The sequence below is a fragment of the Streptomyces sp. NPDC093510 genome, assembly GCF_040683555.1.
GTDB lineage: Bacteria > Actinomycetota > Actinomycetes > Streptomycetales > Streptomycetaceae > Streptomyces.
Genome location: NZ_JBFBEE010000023.1, coordinates 87,696 through 106,861, shown reverse-complemented (window position 1 = coordinate 106,861; position 19,166 = coordinate 87,696). Strand labels below are relative to the sequence as shown.

Here is a 19,166-nt window from a genome sequence, read left to right as displayed (position 1 = left end):
GATGGAGTACTGCTATTCACCGTTCACGAAGATCAGATACTCTATACCTTATTGCTCGCGCACAGGATCCTTCCTAATATCGAGACAAGCTAGCAATGCCCGCGAGCTGGCGTCAAGCGTCGTCAGTAAAGCACGGTTGACGGTTATTGCGCTCTTCTGGACACGTATTGCGCGCGCCCTCGCTGGCCCTTCTTGTGGCGTTGACGCTGGGGTGAGCGGATGCCAGAGTGAATCCCCTTCGGTCTGAGTCAAGTTCAGTGACCGTCCGATGAGCGTGTACTGCTCATGTTCGCCCGCCACTCCTGTCCGTAGGAATGCAGTCTGTTTTCGGGAGTTGATACCGGTAGTACCTGATCCGTAGGCAACGCTAGCCGGGTTGCGGACTGAACTGCTTGGACACACCGATCTCCGTGACGACGAATTAGTGTGGGAATTTTGATGACCTTGCCAGAACAGAACTTTGTGTCGAACGCTCCACACGAGGAACTCAGCCCAGTCCATGCAGTCGTGGCTCGGATAGCCGGCAGTGATCCGCTGAGGGTCGCCGTTCGGAGCAGGGGCACCGAGCTGAGCTATGGCGAGCTCGACGCTTGGGCCAGGCGCATCGCAGCGTCTGTCCGTGCGGCAGGTGCGGGCAGAGGCGAGCGAATCGGTGTGCTCGTCGAACCTTCGAACGCGATGATTGCCGCCGTTCTCGGAATCCTGTACGCGGGTGCCGCGTACGTCCCGGCAGACCCGGCCCACCCTGATCAGCGGATCGCTGATGTGTTCGCTGACGCGGGCGTGTCTGCCGTGATCGTCGCAGACGGCACGTCTGCCCGACTGCCCACGCTCACATGCCCGGTCATTCGAGCGGAGGACGCCCGAGAAGGAGAAGAGACCGCGGCGGCGGCAGTCGCGGTGACACCCAATGACGCCGCTTACATCATCTACACTTCGGGCAGCACTGGCGAGCCCAAAGGCGTCCTGGTCGAGCACAGTCAGCTGTCCGCTTCCACTTGGGCACGCCGCGCGGTGTATCCCGGCGCTCCAGTCTTCTTGCTTGTGTCCCCCTTGGCCTTCGATTCCTCGGTTGCCGGGGTGTGGGGGACCTTGAGCGCGGGGGGATGCCTAGTCGTAGCTGCATCTGATGAAATCCGCGATCCTGAGCGGCTGGCCCGCCTGGTGGAACGCTTGCAGGTGACCCGGCTGCTCTGCGTACCGCTCCTCTACAGCGCACTGCTAGACGCGGCGGCACGGCAGGGCACGCGGCTGGATGCGCTGGATACGGTGATCGTGGCCGGCGAGTCGCTAGTTGAGGCATTGGTGGAACGCCATTTCGCCTTGCTCGGCCGCACAGTCGCCCTGGTCAATGAGTACGGCCCGACCGAGGCCACTGTATGGGCTAGCTTCCGCCGTTATGAGGCCCCTGGACCGATATCCATCGGCGGGCCGGTTCCTGGTGTCCGCCTATACCTGCTGAATGAGGAACTGGAGCCGGTCCCACGCGGTGTAAGAGGCGAGTTGTTCATTGGCGGCACAGGGGTAGCCCGAGGATACTTCGGCCGCCCTGAAGCGACTGCCCAGGCTTTCATCGGCGACCCTTTCACCGACGTCGAGGGCGCCAAGATGTACCGCACGGGAGACCTCGCCCTGTGGAAAGAAGATGGTGAGCTGGAATTCCTCGGCCGCCGCGATCAGCAAGTAAAGATCCGTGGCCATCGGATCGAGCTCGGCGCAGTCGAGGCTCATCTGCGTACTGCACCAGGGGTCAGCGACGCCGCCGTAGTGACGAACGCGGAGCGGACCCAGCTTGTCGGGTTCGTCCTGTCAACTCCTGACATTTCTCCAGGACCAATCCGCGAGCATGTGGCCAGCAGGCTGCCGCAGGCCATGGTTCCGAACTGGATTCATGTGCTCGATCGGTTTCCTGTGACTGGCAACGGAAAAATCGACCGAAAACGCCTTAGCACTCTGGCAGAAACCTATCCGGACTCCCAGACAGAGGAGGTAGCCGCCGCCCCCACGGACGACACGACTGGACGGGTGTCCGCCGCGTGGGCCGAGGTACTGAAGCGGAAAGACGTTCCGATCGAGGTGAATTTCTTCGATCTGGGCGGCCACTCGATCAAGCTCTTTGAGCTTCAGAACGCCCTTGAGCGACGTACGGGATTTCGGCTCTCGGTTGTTTCTCTGTTCTCGCATACCACGGTGGCGGCGCAGGCAACGCTGATCCGTAACGGCGTGCACTCGGACGATGGTTCGGCTGTGGTCGGGCAAGCGGCATCGGCGAGGCGCGCTCGCGCGCTGCGAGTACGGCGCCAGCGTTTGGAGGGAGGGGGACGGCGGTGACGGTGGAGTTGACCTGGACCCCATCGCAGTATGGGCGCCTTGGTAGCCCTGGAGACTGCCCGAGTCTTCCTGGCGCGCGGCACCCCAGTGGCACATCTATTCGCTTCGGGTAACCGCAACGCAGCCAGCTACCCACCGCCGGCCGACCCCGAGAACGACGCCGACGACCTGTTAATGGACACCCTGGTCGGGTGGGGACACAGCTCCGTTTCCACAATCTTCGGCGACGAAGACGAGCATGCGGACCGTCAACCATTCAGAACCTCCATACGCCCTGATCCGGAAATCCCTCAACGTCAAGGTAACCAGGCGGAAGGACTCGCCTCATGCAGGCTAATAGGGATGTAACCCCGACATGGGGAAATCCGTAGTGGGGTACGAGGCAAGGGAACCGGGGATTGACGTGACGCGGACGTTCACGACAACTTCTTCGACTCGGGTGGCAATTCGATACGGCTGCTGGCCGTCCTCGCGGCGCTCCAGAAACACCCGGAGTACCAGGACCTCATCACCCTGACCGACCTGTTCCGGCACCCGACGGTGGCCGCCGTGGCTGCCCATCTCGACCAGACGGCCGCGCAGGAGGCGGCCTGGCGCGGCAGCGACCGCCGGGCCGCCCCGCACAAACTCCGTTCCAGGAAAGGCACGATGCGATGACGACCGAGGAAGCCACACAGCACGACCTTGAGCAAGCGGTGGCCGTCGTGGGGATGAGCGGACGCTTCCCCGGCGCCCCCGACCTCGACGCCTACTGGGCCAACCTTCGCGACGGCGTCTGCTCGCTGTCCGAGTTCACCGAGAAGGAACTGCTCGCCGACGGGGCGGACCCGGCCGAGCTGCGCAATCCCGCGTTCGTCCCGGTGCAGGGGCATCTGGCTGACGCGGACCGCTTCGAGGCCGAGCTCTTCGGCTTCAACCGCACCGAGGCGGCCGCCCTGGACCCGCAGCACCGGGTGCTCCTGGAGACCGCCTGGTCGGCGCTGGAGGACGCCGGGTACGCCCCGCTGAACGCCCCGTCCCGCACCGGCGTCTACATGGGCGGCAGCTCGACGGAGCACGCGCTGGCCGCCGAGACGGACCCGGCGCTCGCCGCGTCGATCGGCGCGATCCAGGTGCGTCTGTTCACCGACCGTGAGTTCCTGGCGCCCTGGATCTCCTACCGGCTGGGCCTGGACGGGCCGAGCATGATGGTCCAGACGGCCTGCTCGTCCTCGCTGACGGCGATCCATGTTGCCGTCCAGGCCCTGCTGCTCGGCGAGTGCGACACCGCGCTCGCGGGCGGCGTCGCCATCGGCGCCCCGCGCAAGGAGGGCTACGTCTACTACCAGGGCGGGACCTCCTCCCCTGACGGCCGCTGCCGCCCCTTCGACGAAAAGGCGGCCGGCACGGTGCCGGGCAGCGGGGTGGGCGTGTTGGTGCTGCGGCGGCTGGAGGACGCGCTCGCCGACGGCGACCCGGTGCGCGCGGTGATCCGGGGCACGGCCGTCACCAACGACGGGGCCGGCAAGGTCGGTTTCACCGCTCCGGGCGTGGGCCGGCAGACGGCAGCGATCACCGAGGCGTGGACGGCGGCGGGGCTGGAGCCGTCGGCGGCGCAGTACGTGGAGGCGCACGGGACCGGGACCGAGCTGGGCGACCGGATCGAACTGGCGGCGGCGAGCGCGGCGTTCACCGCCCGATCCGGCCTCGACGGCGGCGTCGGCATCGCGCTCGGTTCGGTGAAGTCGAACATCGGGCACGCCGACGCGGCGGCCGGTGTGGCGGCGCTGATCAAAACGGTCCTGATGCTGGAGCACGCCACCCTGGCCCCGACGGTGAACGTCACGAGCCCGATGGCCGCCCTGCGGGACTCGCCGTTGCGGCTGGTGACCGAGACCCGTCACTGGCCGCGCAGGCCGGACCTGCCCCGGCTGGCCGGCGTGACGTCGGTCGGCATGGGCGGCACGAACGTGCACGTGGTGGTGGAGGAGGCACCGGCCCGCGAGCCGCGCGCGAAGGCCGACGCCCGCCCGACGGCCCTGCCGCTGTCGGCCCGCACCGAGCATCAACTCGCTCTCGTGGCATCACGGTTGGCGGCACGTCTGCGCGAGTCCGACGCCCCCGCCCTCGCCGATGTCGCGCTCACCCTGCGTACCGGCCGGGTCGGGATGCCCGTGCGTGCCTACGTGGTCGCCGCCGGAGTGCGGGAGGCGTCGGACAAGCTCATGGCACTGGCCGAGGGCCACCCGGATCCGGTGCGGGACCCGTCGGGGGAGGCGTGGCTGCGCGGCGAGGAGGTGACCTGGCCGACGCTCGAGGGCGCGGTGCGCCGGGTACGGCTCCCGTCGTACCCGTTCGCGGGTGAGAGCTACGGCGCCCTGACGCTGCGCGGCCCGGCCGCTCAGGCGCCGGCCGAGAGTGCGGCGCCCGCACTGGTGAGCGAACTGGAGTCCACGGTCGCCGAGTTGGTGATCGAGGCGCTGGATCTCGACGGACCCGCCGGTCTGGAGAAGACGTACATCGAGGCAGGCGGCGACTCGCTGACGTCCGTGCATTTGGCCGGACGGCTCCGCGACGAGCTGGGCATCGACGTACCGATCCAGCTGTTCCTGGAACCGGTCACGCTCAAGGAAATGACGATCCGCATCGTGGAGTTCAAGGAAGGCGACGAGGGCGCCGGGCGCTTTGCTCGCCGAGTTACGGCCGTGCGGCGGCCCACCTTCGCCTCGGTGCACGGCGAGGGCGTGACCGAGGTCCACGTGAAGGACCTCACCCTCGACAAGTTCCTCGACGCACGCCTCCTCGCCGACGCCCCCGCGCTGCCCCGCGCCGAGCGGGAGCCGCGCACCGTGCTGCTGACCGGCGCGAACGGCTACCTCGGCCGCTTCCTCGCCCTGGAATGGCTGCGCACCCTGGCGCCGGCTGGCGGCCGGCTGATCGCCCTGGTACGCGGCAAGGACACCGCCGCGGCCCGGCAGCGGCTGGACGCGGCCTTCGACAGCGGCGACCCGGAGCTGGTGCGGACGTACGAGGAACTGGCCGCGGTCCATCTCGAGGTCGTGGCGGGTGACATGGCGGAATCGCGGCTCGGCCTGGACGATGCGGCCTGGGACCGGCTGGCCGACGAGGTCGACCTGATCGTCCACGCCGGTGCGCTGGTGAACCACCTCCTGCCGTACCCGCACCTCTTCGACGCCAACGTCGTCGGCACCGCCGAACTCGTCCGGCTGGCCCTCACCCGCCGGGCGAAGCCGATCACCTACATCTCCAGCGTCGCGGTCGCCGACTCCTGCCGGCCGGCCCTCGACGAGGACACCGACGTCCGCGTCGCCATACCGGCCCTGAACGTCGACGACGGCTACGCCAACGGGTACGCGACCAGTAAATGGGCCGGTGAAGTGCTGCTGCGGGAGGCGCACGACCTGTGCGGACTGCCGGTCACGACCTTCCGGTCCAGCATGATCCTCGCGCACAGCCGGTACGGGGGACAGCTCAACGTCGACGATGTGTTCAGCCGCCTCCTGTTCAGCGTGCTCGCCACCGGGATCGCGCCGCGCAGCTTCTACCGTGCGGACGGCGAACGCGCCCACTACGACGGCCTGCCGGTCGACTTCACCGCCGCCGCCATGGTGGCGCTGGGGGGCCACGGCGCCTCTGAAGCCTCGTCCGGATACCGGACGTTCAGCCTCGTGAACCCCAACGACGACGGCGTCTCCCTCGACGCCATCGTCGACTGGTTCATCCAGGACGGCCACGCCATCGAGCGGGTGGACGACTACGCCGAGTGGTACCAGCGGTTCGAGACGGCGATGCGTACCCTGCCCCAGGCACAGCGGACGTACGCGGCGCTGCCCATCCTGCACGGCTACAAGGAGCCCGAGGACCCGGTACCCGGATCCGTCATCCCCTCCGACCGGTTCCGCGCCGCCGCCCGGGCCGGCGCGATCGCCGGGCACGGGGACATCCCGAGCGTCACGCGCGACCTCGTCGCCAAGTACGCCCGGGACCTGAAGAACCTGATGACAGCGGGGCGCCCCATGGACGGCGGCCACGTCAACCACTGACGTGCTGCCCGGGACGCGGGGCCGGGGCCATCCCCCGTCCTCGGCTCCGCGTCCCGCGGGTCAGGCAGGGGCGAGAGAGGCTGGGGGCGGCCGAGCAGCGCGTCAGGAGCGTGCGATGCGTACGCGTGAGGCCATCCATGGAAGCCATGGCGCGCCTGTTCATCGACGTCGGGTACGAAGCCCCCACCACCGCCGCACTCGTCGAACGGACCGGACTGAGGGGCTCGTTCCGCAGACGCACAAGCTCCAGGAATGGGTCGGCCTCGGGCTCCTGCTCGTACACCGGATGCCCCAGGAACCGATGCTGCGTGCTGGCCGTCCAACTTCCGCTCACCCCAAGGCACGCAGTATGTGCGGCACACGCGCTGGCCCGACGGGATCAGCCTGTTCGAGGACCTGCTCGTGGAGGCCGAGGAGCACGGCGAGCTGCTGCCGCACGCGGTCCCCGCGGAGATCGCACGGCTGGTCGTGGGCGCCTGGACCGGAGTGCAACTGGGGACCGAGGCGCGGCCGGAGAGCCCGGGTCTGTCCGAGGTGATAGCGCGGCGGCTCCAGGACGACGGCATCTACGACGGCAGCCGCGTCCTCTGGTCTGCTCACCCTGACGGCACTGGGTGATGGGTGTAGAGAGAGGTGGTCAACTGGGTCTCTGCCGTGGTGTTTTCGGAGTACGGCGAGGTCGCCTGGACAGCAAATCAACAGCGCCGCAGTCAGTTGCTGCAGCACCTGGTGGAGACGGCCGGGATTGCTGCTCGCCGGCCGAGGTGGCGTCCGGCTGCTGCAGATCCTGAAGGGCTGAACAGTGCCTTCGCGACGGAGATCCCGATCGTCGACTTCCCGGCCGACTCCTCGGTCATGAACGACGTCCGGCTTATCGGCCGGGCGCGAACCGTATCGGCAGAGCCTTGATCCCGTATACGGGGGTCAGATCCGGAAACCATTCGATCGCCGCGTCATCGGTGACGGTGTAGTCCGGTATCCGGTCGAACACCTCCTCCAGCATCGCCGTGAACATCTCTCGCACCATGGCCGCGCCCACGCAATAGTGCTGGCCGGCACCGAAAGCGAGGTGGCGGCCGGCGTCGCGGTTCAGGTCGATCCGGTCCGAGTGCGGGAAGACGGAATCGTCGCGGTTCGCCGCGGCCCACCCGAGCAGCACCTGCTCGCCTCGGGTGATGCGCTGCCCGCCGAGTTCGACGTCCTCGGCGGCAATCCGGCCCGTGCTTTGAACGGGCGAGACCCACCGCAGGAACTCGTCCACGGCGGTGCGGATCATCGAGCGGTCGGACATCAGCCGGGACCGCAGCTCGGGTTGCTGGGCGAGGGTACGGAGCGCGATAGCGGTCAGGCTTGACGTCGGATGGATGCCGAGCAGCAGCAAATACATCATCGAGATGATGTCATCGTCCGGTACCGGTGCTCCGTCGACCTCACAGGTCGCCAGGTGCCCGAGCAATCCCCGCTTGTCGCCGTCCCGTTGCGCGTCGAGTGCTTCTACCAGCTCCAGGCAGATCAGTTGTGCGCATTCGCGGGCTGTCGACGGATCGTGCGGAGCGGCGAAAAGCCCCCGGTAGAGCAGGGAGTCGATGTCGAACCACCGCTCCTCCGGCAGTCCGATGTCCCGCATGGTCAGAATGCTGGGCAGCTTCTCGGTCATCGCCAGAACGATGTCGCACTCGCCGCGCTCGATCACCTCGTCGATACAAGCCGCCGCCAACTGCCGGACCTCGCCGGCGCGCGTGGCGACCTGCTTCGGGGAATAGAACACGGAGATCAGCTTTCGGTACTTCAGGCACTCCGGCGAGTCGAGTTCCAGCGGTATCATCCGGTTGCTCTGCCCGAGTGAGGGAATGGTCACCCCCTGCACCGTACCGTCCGCCCTGTCCTGCGCGGTCTGGAAGGTCTGGGCATCGCGGGCCGCCGAGGAGACCTCACGGTGGCCGGTCGCGACCCAATAGCCGTCCCAGGCGCGACTCCACTGCACCGGGCAGGATTCGCGGAGTTTCGCATAGGTCGGAAACGGATCCACCGCTATCGCCGGGTCATGGCTGTCATAGTCAAACCCTGCTCGCATGTCCACCAAGGAAATCACCTTCGCTGTCACGGAGTTTGCTCGGCATCGCGCTCCGTGACCTTAACAGCCGCATCGACGAGGGAAGATGACGCAGCAATATTGATCGAGTATCGGGCAACGATGGACAACAGCCCATTCTGGGTCTACGAATGCGCATCGATTCTTCGGTGGGGTTTGGTCGTTAAGGGCTTGCCGGGAAACAAGGCGTGGCTCCCGGGGAGAGACCGGAGGGGATCGAGGCCGTCCTGGCTGCGAAGTTCCAGGTGTTGTTGCCGCATCTGGACGAGCGTCGGCGTCGGCCGGCCATAGGGGCGGAAGCGCTGTCGCTGGGGCATGGTGGGATCAGGATCGTCGGCTGCCGCGGCCGGGGTTCGCGAGGGCAGGGTCTCGCGCGGAGCGGCTGAACTGGAGTCCGGTGAAGCTCTGTTGGGGCGGGTGCGTCGTCCTGGTGGGGGCCGGAGGAAGGCTGTGGACCTTGAACAGCGTCACGTCCTCGGCCCGGGCCACCTGGGTCAGTGCTGTGTGTAACCCCTTCGTCCACGCTGAACGTGATCGTGCCGCAGACCCCGTCGGACACGACACCGGCCGACGCGTCCCGTCCAGCGACAGCCGCAGCTCCTCGGGCATGCCGTCCAGCGCGGCGGCCCCCACAGCACGTGGTCCGCGTAACTCACGGGAAGCCTCGGCGTATCCGGTGTGACGCCGCGCCGTCGCGCCGCGTAGGCGCGGGAGAGCCCGCGGGCGAGCAGCCGGCGCGACCAGCCGTCGCTGACCATGCGGTGCATCGAGAGGAGGAGTACGTGGTCGAGCGCGAACAGTCAGGCACGGAAGGGCAGTTAGCCGGTACCGAGAAGGGTCTGGAGCGCGACGCAGAGCGCCTCGCTACTGCCGTGCGTGGTCATCACCCGTTGTGCGTCCCCGTTGCCCCAAATCTTTGCGCAACGGCCTCGCGCAGGTCGGCGCACCCCAGAGACGTCATCATCCTCCGAACGCTGTCCGACGCCTTCGACGTGGGAATGGTGGTACGTCAAATCCGGCGATGGCGTGGGTTGATGGCAGGTCAGGCTGGTCGTAGGCCGGTGGTGGAAGTCAACTGGCGTGCTGGGGGCTGAAGATGACTGCTCGCTGTCCGTGTCCGCCTGCGCCGGGGCCGGGGCCGGGGCCGCTGGAGGAGTACGCGGCCCGGTTCGATGACTCCTTCTTCAGCCTGGCACAGCGGCGGGGATGTCGTGCGTACCTGACCGGGCTGCCGGCGCCGCGGGAGCGGAACGAGACGATCACCTGCCTGGCCGGGGCGGAGCCGGTCGCCGGCGCGGGGATGCCCGGGGTGCAGCGGCTGCAGTTCTTCTTGTCCGAGTCGCCCTGGGAGGCCGAGCAGGTCAACGACCGGCGGCCTGAACTGCCGCGCGAGCAGCCGGCGACGGCGCCGCACGACGGCGGGGTCATCGTGATCGACGACTCCGCGGACCGCAAGGACGGCACGGCCACCGCGCACGTGGGCCGGCAGCGGCTGGGCCGGCTGGGCAAGACGGACAACGCCATCGTCACGGTGACCACGGTGTGGACCGACGGCCGCGTGTACTACCCGCAGCACGCACAGCCGTACACGCCCGCCCACCACCACCCCGCAGCCGGTCCGACCCAGCCACCCGCACCAAGCCAGCCGCACACGGCGCCCGGCCCGGGCCGACAGCCCTGCGGTGAAGAGCAAGCCGAAACCGATCCAGTACTGGCCCGACATCGTCAAGGGGTGCCTCGCCGGAACATGCCTCACGCTCGAACCACCCCGACCTGCAACACCACTTGAAGGTCGCTGGTGCCTGGAGCGTGCCGCTCACCACGCTACGGAAGCCCCCTTCTTCCTCGATGCCGGTTATCGGCAGACGGTCACCCGACTCATCGACGCATGGGCAGCAACGTAGATCCCGCAGCGGGCAATATCTGTCAACTGCCCATATCGGGGAGGACATACATTGCTCCACAGAAGACCTCACGCCCTCGATCTGGGAGTTTGAGGAATCACAGTCATTGGACCAGAAATGCGAGATCAGCATCTCTGCCGAACTGAATCTACTTACCTCTTGTGATCTCTGTATGAGGTCGCGGTTCTCGGGTCGCGCGGATAAGGTTCTGGAGAACGATGAATTTTGATGGGGCATTGCTCGAAGACTGGATGCGCGACCACTATCATGACGCTGCGATAGACATCGGGTCGAGTGGGGTTCTTGACTACTCGCTCGGACAGGTGCGACAACTCGTCGGCATCGAGTCCGGTGATTTGGACGAGATCGTTTTCCGGGACAGTCCGTGCCTGGGCCGGGACGACCTGCGCGAGGCCATCGCCTCGCGCTGGGGGGACGGTGACGCGCGCAGGGTGATGCTTACGCACGGCGGCAGCGAGGCTATCTACGTCGCGCTCCAGACCCTCCTTGAGCCAGGTGACCAAGTCGTCGCCCTGCACCCGGCCTACCACTCGCACGTATCCGTCGCAGAGTCCATGGGGTGCGAAGTTCTGCGCTGGCGGCTGCGCGAGGAGGACAAATTCCGGCCTGACGTGGAGGAACTTGCGAAGCTGGTCACTGCGCGCACAAAGGTTATTGTGGTCAACTTTCCGCACAACCCGACCGGCGCGACACTCGACCTTGCTGGTTTCCGTCGCCTGCTCGAGATTGCTGACAATGTTGGCGCCCATCTCCTGTGGGACGGCGCTTTCACGGACCTGGTCTACGATGACGCACCGCTGCCGGACCCCGGACTGACCTATCCGCGCACTGTGTCGATCGGAACCTTTTCAAAATCTTTTGGTCTACCCGGCATGCGTTTCGGATGGTGCATGGCCGACCCGGAGCTTCTGCGTGCGATGACCAACCTGCGTGACCGCATCACACTCAGCCTCTCTCCGCTTCTCGAGTACATAGCGCTGCGCGTCGTACAGCGTGCAGACGTCTTCATCGCTCCCAGGCTGAAGAACGCCAGGGAGAACCGAGGCCTGTTGGCCGACTGGGCCGCGCGGCACGAGGATCGTGTCGACCTCCCGCTGCCCCTCGGCGGAGTGACGGCATTCCCGCGACTGCGCCCGTGGCGGGACACGACCGAGCTGTGCCGTCGGCTGGGAGAGACCAGCAACATACTGCTCGTCCCCGGCCGGGCATTCGACCACCCGTGCCGCGTCCGGCTCGGTTTCGGCGGCGATCGCAGCCAACTGAGCAAAGGCCTGGACATTTTGGGCGCTGAGTTCGCCGCGAGCCCCCAACCGTGAGGCGGAAAGGAACCCTGACGAACATGCAGAGCATTGAACTCTCAGACGTTGAGTTGAAGACAGTCAACGAAGTACTCGCTTCGCTCACGGCGAAGTTCGACTCGATCAGTGACCCGGAGTTCGTCCGGCAGTGCGCGGTGTACGCACACGAGCTGCCGCAGCGGCTGCGGGCTGAGTTGAACGCGTTCCGCCTGGAGGCTTCCGGTGGCGTGCTGTCCATCCGCGGCTTCCGGATTGACGACGTCGCTATCGGGCCCACTCCCGAGCACTGGCGTTCCCACGTCGGCCGAGCGTCCACGCTCCCCGCGGAGGTGTACTTCATGCTCTGCGCGGCCCTGCTGGGCGACCCCATCGCCTGGGCGACACAGCAGGACGGCCGGATCATGCACGACATCTTTCCGATCAAGGGTCACGAAAATGAGCAGCTTGGCTCCGGCAGCGAAGAACTGCTGACCTGGCACACCGAGGAGGCCTTCCACCCGCTGCGGGCCGACTACCTCGGCCTGGCCTGTCTACGCAATCACGACCAGGTGGCGACGACCTTCGCCTCGGTCGACGACCTCGAGCTCACTGGTGAGATCAGGGACCTGCTCTGTCAGGAGCGGTACCCGATCAAGCCCGACCGCTCGCATCTGCCGCACCACGACGAAGACAGCCGGGAGATGTCGACGCGCGAACGCGAGCTGCTCTCGCGCAGCTACGAATGGATCATGGCCAAGGACAGTGAGCCCGACCGAGTCGCAATCCTCTCCGGCGACCGCGAAGCACCCTATCTGCGCATCGATCCATTCTTCATGGAGGACGCATACGCCGTCCCGGACAGCGCCCGCGCAATGAAGGCCATCGTCGCGGAGGTCGATCGCAACATACGAGATTACGTGCTCGAACCGGGTGAACTGCTCTTCCTGGACAACTACAAGATCGTGCACGGCAGGGTGCCATTCACTGCCCGCTTCGATGGCACGGACCGCTGGCTCAAGAGGCTGAACGTGGCGCGCGACCTGCGGAAGTCGCGCGATCGCAGAATCAGCCACGACGCGCGAGTGATCCATTGACGACCTACAGCGCCTCGGCCCTCGCGGCCGGACGGACCCTACCCGGAAACGACTGGGAGACGTCGGTGTCGACTACCCAAGACTCTGCGATGCAACCGAAAGACAGCCAGGACCGCCGCGTTGACCGGGATTTTCCCCTTTCCCTGGCACAGGAGCGGATCTGGGTCTCCGAGGAGCTCGCCGATGCGGGCTCGCACTATGGGGCCCCGGTTGTGTTCGCCCTGCGCGGCGAGCTGGACCCCGGGCTGCTCGAGGTGGCTCTGACCCACATCGTTGAACGGCACGAAGTGCTGCACTCTGTGGTCTCCATCGCGTCTGGCTCGCCCCGGTTCGTCGTCGTCCCCGCACGCCCCGTACGACTCGATCCACAGGATGTGGCCTCGGAGCAGGAGATGACTGAGCGGGTGAGCGCCGCGACGGCAGCTCCGTTCGACCTCTTGCACGGGCCGCTCGTGCGGTTCGGCTTGTACCGCCTTGGTCCCGCGGATCACCGCCTGCTGGTGGACATACATCACCTGATCTTCGACGGAGTCTCGGCCGGCGTGTTGGTCCAGGAGCTTGCCGAACTTCTTGCCGCAGGGGCCGAGGGCCGCACACCCGAGCTCCCCGTGCTGCCTTTCGCCTACGGGCAGTACGCCGTTGCGCAACGTCGCTCGCTCGACGAGGGCCTGTTGGACAGTCAGGTCGAGCACTGGTGTACCCAGCTCAGGGACGCGTCCTTCACACTTGAACTGCCCACCGATTTCCAGCGTCCCTCACGCATGAGCTTCCAGGGCGCCAGCCACTCCTTCACATTGCCGGCTTCGCTGGGCGTCGAACTCGCGGAGGCGGCCCGCCGCTGGAGCGTCACCCCCTATGTGGTCATGCTCGCTGGCTGGGCTGCCGTTCTCGGCCGCTACGCAGGTCAAGAGGACCTGCTGGTGGGCACCGCCATGGCCGGTCGGACCGAGCCGGGCACCGAGGAAATGATCGGCATGTTCGTCAATGTCCTGGCCCTCCGGGTACGCCCAGAGCGAGATCAGACCTTCCACGGCCTGGTCAACCAGACACGCCGGGCTTCCATCGAAGGTCTCGCCTATCAGGAAGCGCCGATCGAGAAGGTCATCGAGCGACTTCGTACGCCACGCGACCCGAGCCGCAATCCGCTGTTCCAGACCGCGTTCATCTACGACGAGGCGCTTGAGGAGTCCATACACGTCGCGGGACTGACGATCGAGGGCGCCGCACCGCCACCGCGCACCGCCAGCAAACTCGACCTGAGTATCGAGGTCGTCGAGCGGGACGGCCGACTCGAAGCGGAAATCGAGTACGCGACCGACCTGTTCGCGCCGGAGACGATCCGCCGCATCGCAACGCACTACACCACCTTCCTCACCAACGCGGTCCGGTCGCCGAACCGACCGCTGTGCGAGATTCCACTGGCCTCAAAGGAGGAGCACGCTCTGCTGGCAACGCAGCAGAGCGGAGACGGCGCATCATACGATCCCGTCGATCTCCCCTCGCTCTTCGAGGCCCAGGTCGCGCGGCGCCCCGACGCATGCGCGGTCTCCTGCGGCGAATCGCGGTGGAGCTACCGACAACTCAACGAGCGGGCCAACCGGCTTGCCAGAGCCCTGATTGCCCGCGGAATGGGACCCGAGGAGCTGGTGGGGGTTGCGTTGCCCAGCGGCCCGCTCCTCGTCCTGGCCATCCTCGCGATCAGCAAGGCGGGTGCCGCGTTCCTACCGCTCGACCCGGCCTATCCGACCAAGCGAATCGAGTACATCGTCGGCGACGCGCGTCCCGCCCTGCTGCTGACCGATGCCGCCGGCGCCACGGCCCAGCCCTGGACTACGCCGATCCTGGTCCTCGACGAACAGCAGACCGGGCGTGACGCGGACGCGGACGCATCGAACCTCTCCGACGCACAGCGGTCGCACCCACTCACCCTCGCGCACCCGGCATACGTCATTTACACCTCCGGTTCGACCGGGACACCGAAGGGCGTGACGGTCACGCACGAGGGCCTCGCCGGGCTCTCCGGCGCGCAGATAGAGGCGTTCGGCGTACGGTCCGACAGCAGGGTCCTGCAATTCGCCAGTCCGAGTTTCGACGCCTCCGTCTCGGAGCTCTGCATGGCCCTGCTCAGCGGTGCTACGGCGGTGTTCGTCCCGGGTCTTCACGATTTCGTCGGGGGCTCGTTCGAAGCCGCGCTTGTCCGAGAGACCGTGACGCACGTAACCCTGCCGCCCTCGGTACTCGCCTCGCTTTCCCCCGACGAGGATCTGCCCGCGGATTTGACCGTCGTCGTTGCCGGGGAAAGCCTGACCGCCGACCTCGCCGCACGCTGGTCCGGGCGTTGCAGAATGTTCAACGCTTACGGGCCTACCGAGGCCACGGTGTGCGCAACGCTGATCGGCCCGCTGACGGGGAACGAGGGGAACGAACCGCCACCCATCGGCCGGCCGATCGCCGGCACCCAGATCTTCGTCCTGGACGAGGGCCTGCGGCCGCTGCCGGTGGGCGTGGCGGGCGAGCTGTACCTTGGCGGCGTTGGGCTGGCCCGCGGATATCTCAGCCGACCCGACCTCACTGCGGCCGGCTTCGTTGCCTGTCCCTTCGGTCCGGCCGGGGAGCGGATGTATCGCACCGGAGATCGGGCCCGCTGGCGTAGCGACGGGAATCTCGAGTTCGTCGGGCGCCGGGACGACCAGGTCAAGATGAACGGCTTCCGGATCGAGCTCGGCGAGATCGAGAACGTGATCGCAGCGCACCCAGGTGTGGAACAGACCGCCGTCGTGGTACGCGAGGACAGGCCGGGGCTGCGGCAAGTCGTCGCCTACGTAGTGGCCCAGGCGCCCAACGAGGAGATCCTCGCCCACGCCGCGTCACAGTTGCCCGGTTACATGCTCCCGTCCGCCGTGGTGCGCCTGCAGAACCTGCCGTTGACCACGAACGGCAAGGTGGACCGGCGTAACCTGCCTGCTCCGGATGATCGAACAGCTGTCGCCGATCGCGGCCCGGGCACCGCACGCGAGCAGCAACTGTGCAAGCTGATCAGCGAGGTGCTGGACCTCACCGCGGTCGGCGTGGATGAGAGCTTCTTCGAACTCGGCGGCCGGTCTCTGCACGCGGTGCGTCTGCTGAGCCGGATCCGCAGTGTCATGGGTGTGGAGATCGGTATCAAGGCCCTGTTCCAGGCGCCTACCGCGGCGTTGCTCGCGGCGCAGATCGACTCTGGTCAGACCGCCGTCATCACCCGGCCGGCACTCCTCCCGATGGTCCGCTGACCCACGGCACAGAGCAGTAGGGATTTGCTGATTGTGTCAAGCCGTTTGCATGACCGATCGGACCGAGGTGAGCAGCCTCTTGTCGGGCGGCATCATGCGCTCCGATCCTCCCGAAGCGCCAACATTATTTGGGACCAGTCATGATTCCTCTGTCGTTCGGCCAGCTCGGACTGTGGTTCATCCATCAGATGAATCCGGGCAACTCGATGTACACCATGCAGCTCGCTGCGCGGCTGACGGGGCAGCTGGACCGCACAGCCCTTGAGGAGGCATTGCGGGACGTCGTGCAGCGACATGAATCGCTGCGCACGGTGATCCGGGACGGTGAGGGCGGGCCGCACCAGGTTGTCCTGGACATCTCGGAATACGCGGTGAGACTGGAGTACGAGGAGCTTGCCGAGGAAGAGGTGTACGAGGCGATGCACGACGCCTCGGAGCACCTGTTCGACCTTGTGCACGACCTGCCTCTTCGGGCATGGCTGTTCGCACTGGGGCCGCAGGAGCACGTGCTGCTCATATCGATGCACCACATCGTCAGCGATGGCTGGTCGCTCGGGCCGTTCACCCGAGACCTCGCCCGGGCCTACGCGGCGCGGCGCCGTGGTGCCGAGCCGAATATGCCGCCGCTGCCTGTCCAGTACGCCGACTACGCACTCTGGCAGAGGCGGTTGCTGGGCCGCGAGGAGGACCCGGACAGCCTGGCGTCGAGACAGCTCGCGCACTGGCGTTCGGTGCTCGACGGCATTCCCCAGGAACTGCGGTTGCCGGTGGATCACCCGCGCCCGCCGATGTCCGACTTCGCCGGGGGCACCATCGAGTTCACCCTCGACGCCGATCCGCATACGGCACTGGCCGAGGTGGCCCGCACCGAAAATGCGACCATGTTCATGGTGTTGCAGGCCGGGTTTGCGGCCCTGCTGAGCAGGCTCGGTGCGGGCGCCGACATTCCGCTCGGCTCACCTGTGGCCGGCCGCATGGATGATGCGCTGACCGATCTCGTCGGGTACTTCGTCAATATGCTGGTATTCCGCGTCGACGTCTCCGGCGACCCGAGTCTGCGAGACCTGACCAAGCGGGTCCAGGCCGTCGCCCTTGATGCCTACGACAACCAGGACATCCCTTTCGATCGCCTGGTCAGGGAACTCAATCCTGCCCGCTCGCGGACCCGTCACCCGCTTTTCCAGGTCATGTTGACCCTGGAGGACAACACCGACGCCGGGCTCAAGTTCGACGGATTGACCGACGTGCCCTTGGACATCGACGTCGGCAGCTCCATGTTCGACTTGGCGTTGAGCCTGCGGGAGAACTTCGGCCCGGACAAGGAGCCGGCTGGAATGGATGCGCTCCTGGAGTACCAGCTCGACATGTTCGAACCGGAGACCGCACAGCACGTGGCCGACGGTTACCGGCGGATGCTGGCCGCTCTTGCCGCGGACCCGGATGCGCCGATCAGCACAGTCGACGTGCCACGCGTATCGGGTTGAGTGCCCGTTGACGAATGTTGACAACTTACCTAGGGGAGTGAAAGCAGTGGCGAATCCATTCGAGGACCAAGACGGCGTGTACCTGGTCCTTGTCAATGCCGAGGGACAGCACTCGTTGTGGCCCGCCGCCATCACCGTGCCCAAGGGCTGGACCGCAGTGCACGGCGAAGCCGGGCGAGAGGACTGCCTGGAGTACGTGAAACGGAACTGGACGGACATGCGGCCCAAGTCCCTGATCGAGGCAGCGACAACCTCTTGAGGGCCCAGCACGCGCGGAAAGAGACGCAATGAGCGATGTAGAGGTCTCCGACAAAAAAGGACGCCGAAGCAAACGCAGAAGGCTGCTGACCAACCGAAACTTCACCTGCCTATTGGCCGCCCGGCTGGGCTCCAGCATGGCCAACGGCTTCCTGCCGGTCGCGGAGAGCTTCGGCATCCTCCACACCACTGGTTCTGCGAGTGACCTCGGCCTTGTCCTCGGAGTTCAGGCGGCGGTTTCGCTCGCCTTGTCGCTGTTTGCCGGCGTCGCGGCGGACCGCTTTCCGCGTGCCGCTTTGCTCATCGTTTCGTCGATCGTACGCCTGACCGCGGCGGCGACCTTGGCGATAGGCCTCCTCACGGATACTGCAACCCTCGCCTGGTTCTTCGCTCTGGCAGTCGTGTATGGCGGCGCTGACGCGCTGTTCGGTCCGGCCAGCATGGCGATCATGCCGGACGTCGTTGCGAGGGAAGACCTGGACGAGGCCAATGCGCTGGTCGGCGCTTTTTCCTCGCTGGCTTGGACGGTGGCCCCTGCGGCGGCAGGAGTGGTCGTGGCGGCGTACGGTTCGGGAGCCGCTTTCCTGGTGGAGAGCGTGCTGATGGCTTTCATCACTCTCTGTCTCATATTCGCCAAGATCCCCGCCCGGGGCGAAGTCGAACCGGATCACGAAGGCGGGACGGTCACGCAGCTGAAGCAAGGCTGGTGGGAATTTCGAAAGCGCCCCTGGCTATGGCTGCTCACCTTGCAGTGGACGTTGTTCTCGATGGTCCTGCTGGCTCCCCTCGCGGTCCTCGGTCCGTTGGTGGCCGACACCCATCTGGGCGGTCCCGCAGCTTGGGGTGTCATCGGCACCTGCATGACCATCGGCGTGCTCTGCGCGGAGTTCACCTCCGGGCGGATCAAGCCGAAGCAACCGGTGGTCTTCATAGCGTGGCTGCCACCGCTGATCGTCTTCGAGGCGTTGGCCCTCGGTTCTGGCGTGCCGACGGTGGTGGTGGCGGGTGCCGCAGTGCTCTCCGGCTGCGCGATCGGCCTGCAAGGAGTGTTCTTCCAGACCCTCATGCAGCGAGCCGTACCGAGCGCGGTACTCGGCCGGGTGGCCGCCTTCGATCTGATGGCCTCGGAGATCGCCCAGCCGGTCGGCTTCGCCGTAGCCGGCCCACTGGGCATCCTGTTCGGCCTGCGCCCGGTGCTGGTGGGCTGTGCTGTGGTCGCGGTGGTGGGCACGGCACTGTTCGCCCTTGCCCTGACCAAGGTTGAGCAACCAGAGCTACAGGTGCAGAACGAACCGCACGTGCCGGACAGCGGCAGTGAGGCGACGGTCAGCTGAGCGGTACTCGACTGCGGACGAGCCTTTGACGAAGCCGGACCACCGCGGCACGAAGGAAT

Annotated in this window: 13 protein-coding genes and 2 pseudogenes; 13 read left to right on the top strand and 2 right to left on the bottom strand. The window is 66.6% G+C overall.

The window, feature by feature from the left end; translation table 11 throughout:
- Window positions 1-462: 462 nt before the first annotated feature.
- The 5 genes and pseudogenes from AB0N81_RS31540 (at window position 463) to AB0N81_RS31520 (ending at window position 7,283) form a co-directional block, all read left to right on the top strand.
- Window positions 463-2,331 carry a non-ribosomal peptide synthetase gene (locus AB0N81_RS31540; protein ID WP_365364379.1) on the top strand — a complete coding sequence of 623 codons (1,869 nt, stop codon included), beginning with the start codon at window positions 463-465 and terminating at the stop codon, window positions 2,329-2,331.
- A 423-nt stretch (window positions 2,332-2,754) separates the two neighbouring features.
- Window positions 2,755-2,988, top strand: a pseudogene (locus tag AB0N81_RS31535) (acyl carrier protein); the annotation flags it as partial.
- The gene (locus AB0N81_RS31530; protein ID WP_365364311.1) at window positions 2,985-6,374 is read left to right on the top strand and encodes a thioester reductase domain-containing protein; all 3,390 of its coding nucleotides are present in this window, start codon (window positions 2,985-2,987) and stop codon (window positions 6,372-6,374) included. The pseudogene AB0N81_RS31535 and the gene AB0N81_RS31530, both read left to right, overlap by 4 nt.
- Window positions 6,375-6,725: 351 nt before the next feature.
- A complete protein-coding gene (locus AB0N81_RS31525; protein ID WP_365364309.1) occupies window positions 6,726-6,992 on the top strand; it encodes a hypothetical protein in 267 nt (88 codons plus the stop codon).
- Window positions 6,993-7,007: 15 nt separating this feature from the next.
- Entirely contained in the window at window positions 7,008-7,283 is a 276-nt protein-coding gene (locus tag AB0N81_RS31520) for a hypothetical protein (RefSeq protein ID WP_365364307.1), read from the top strand.
- Here AB0N81_RS31520 and AB0N81_RS31515 read toward each other — a convergent pair.
- On the bottom strand, window positions 7,246-8,478 hold the full coding sequence (locus AB0N81_RS31515) for a cytochrome P450 (RefSeq protein WP_365364305.1): 1,233 nt from the start codon (window positions 8,476-8,478) through the stop codon (window positions 7,246-7,248). The two genes, AB0N81_RS31520 and AB0N81_RS31515, sit on opposite strands and share 38 nt — an antisense overlap.
- Window positions 8,479-8,693: 215 nt before the next feature.
- On the opposite strand from AB0N81_RS31515, the pseudogene AB0N81_RS31510 reads away from it, so the two are divergent.
- Window positions 8,694-8,916: pseudogene (locus tag AB0N81_RS31510) on the top strand (ISAzo13 family transposase); the annotation flags it as partial.
- A gap of 44 nt (window positions 8,917-8,960) precedes the next feature.
- Here the strand turns inward: AB0N81_RS31510 and AB0N81_RS31505 are convergent.
- Complete coding sequence (locus tag AB0N81_RS31505; RefSeq protein WP_365364377.1) at window positions 8,961-9,266, bottom strand: condensation domain-containing protein; 306 nt, start codon at window positions 9,264-9,266, stop codon at window positions 8,961-8,963.
- 296 nt (window positions 9,267-9,562) lie between these two features.
- On the opposite strand from AB0N81_RS31505, the gene AB0N81_RS31500 reads away from it, so the two are divergent.
- From AB0N81_RS31500 to AB0N81_RS31470, 7 genes are all read left to right on the top strand, one after another.
- The gene (locus AB0N81_RS31500; RefSeq protein WP_365364303.1) at window positions 9,563-10,255 is read left to right on the top strand and encodes a transposase; all 693 of its coding nucleotides are present in this window, start codon (window positions 9,563-9,565) and stop codon (window positions 10,253-10,255) included.
- A gap of 333 nt (window positions 10,256-10,588) precedes the next feature.
- Window positions 10,589-11,707 carry a capreomycidine synthase gene (gene vioD, locus AB0N81_RS31495; protein ID WP_365364301.1) on the top strand — a complete coding sequence of 373 codons (1,119 nt, stop codon included), beginning with the start codon at window positions 10,589-10,591 and terminating at the stop codon, window positions 11,705-11,707.
- A 23-nt stretch (window positions 11,708-11,730) separates the two neighbouring features.
- Window positions 11,731-12,762: a guanitoxin biosynthesis L-enduracididine beta-hydroxylase GntD gene (gntD, locus tag AB0N81_RS31490; RefSeq protein ID WP_365364299.1), complete on the top strand. Its 1,032-nt coding sequence runs from the start codon at window positions 11,731-11,733 to the stop codon at window positions 12,760-12,762.
- An 89-nt stretch (window positions 12,763-12,851) separates the two neighbouring features.
- On the top strand, window positions 12,852-16,031 hold the full coding sequence (locus AB0N81_RS31485) for an amino acid adenylation domain-containing protein (RefSeq protein ID WP_365364297.1): 3,180 nt from the start codon (window positions 12,852-12,854) through the stop codon (window positions 16,029-16,031).
- A gap of 140 nt (window positions 16,032-16,171) precedes the next feature.
- A complete protein-coding gene (locus tag AB0N81_RS31480) occupies window positions 16,172-17,515 on the top strand; it encodes a condensation domain-containing protein (protein WP_365364295.1) in 1,344 nt (447 codons plus the stop codon).
- A gap of 46 nt (window positions 17,516-17,561) precedes the next feature.
- Window positions 17,562-17,774 (top strand): MbtH family protein, encoded by a 213-nt coding sequence (locus tag AB0N81_RS31475; RefSeq protein ID WP_365364293.1) that lies wholly within the window; start codon window positions 17,562-17,564, stop codon window positions 17,772-17,774.
- Between the two features lie 28 nt (window positions 17,775-17,802).
- Window positions 17,803-19,107, top strand: coding sequence for an MFS transporter (locus AB0N81_RS31470; protein ID WP_365364291.1), 1,305 nt, complete (start codon window positions 17,803-17,805; stop codon window positions 19,105-19,107).
- The last annotated feature ends 59 nt before the right edge of the window (window positions 19,108-19,166 follow it).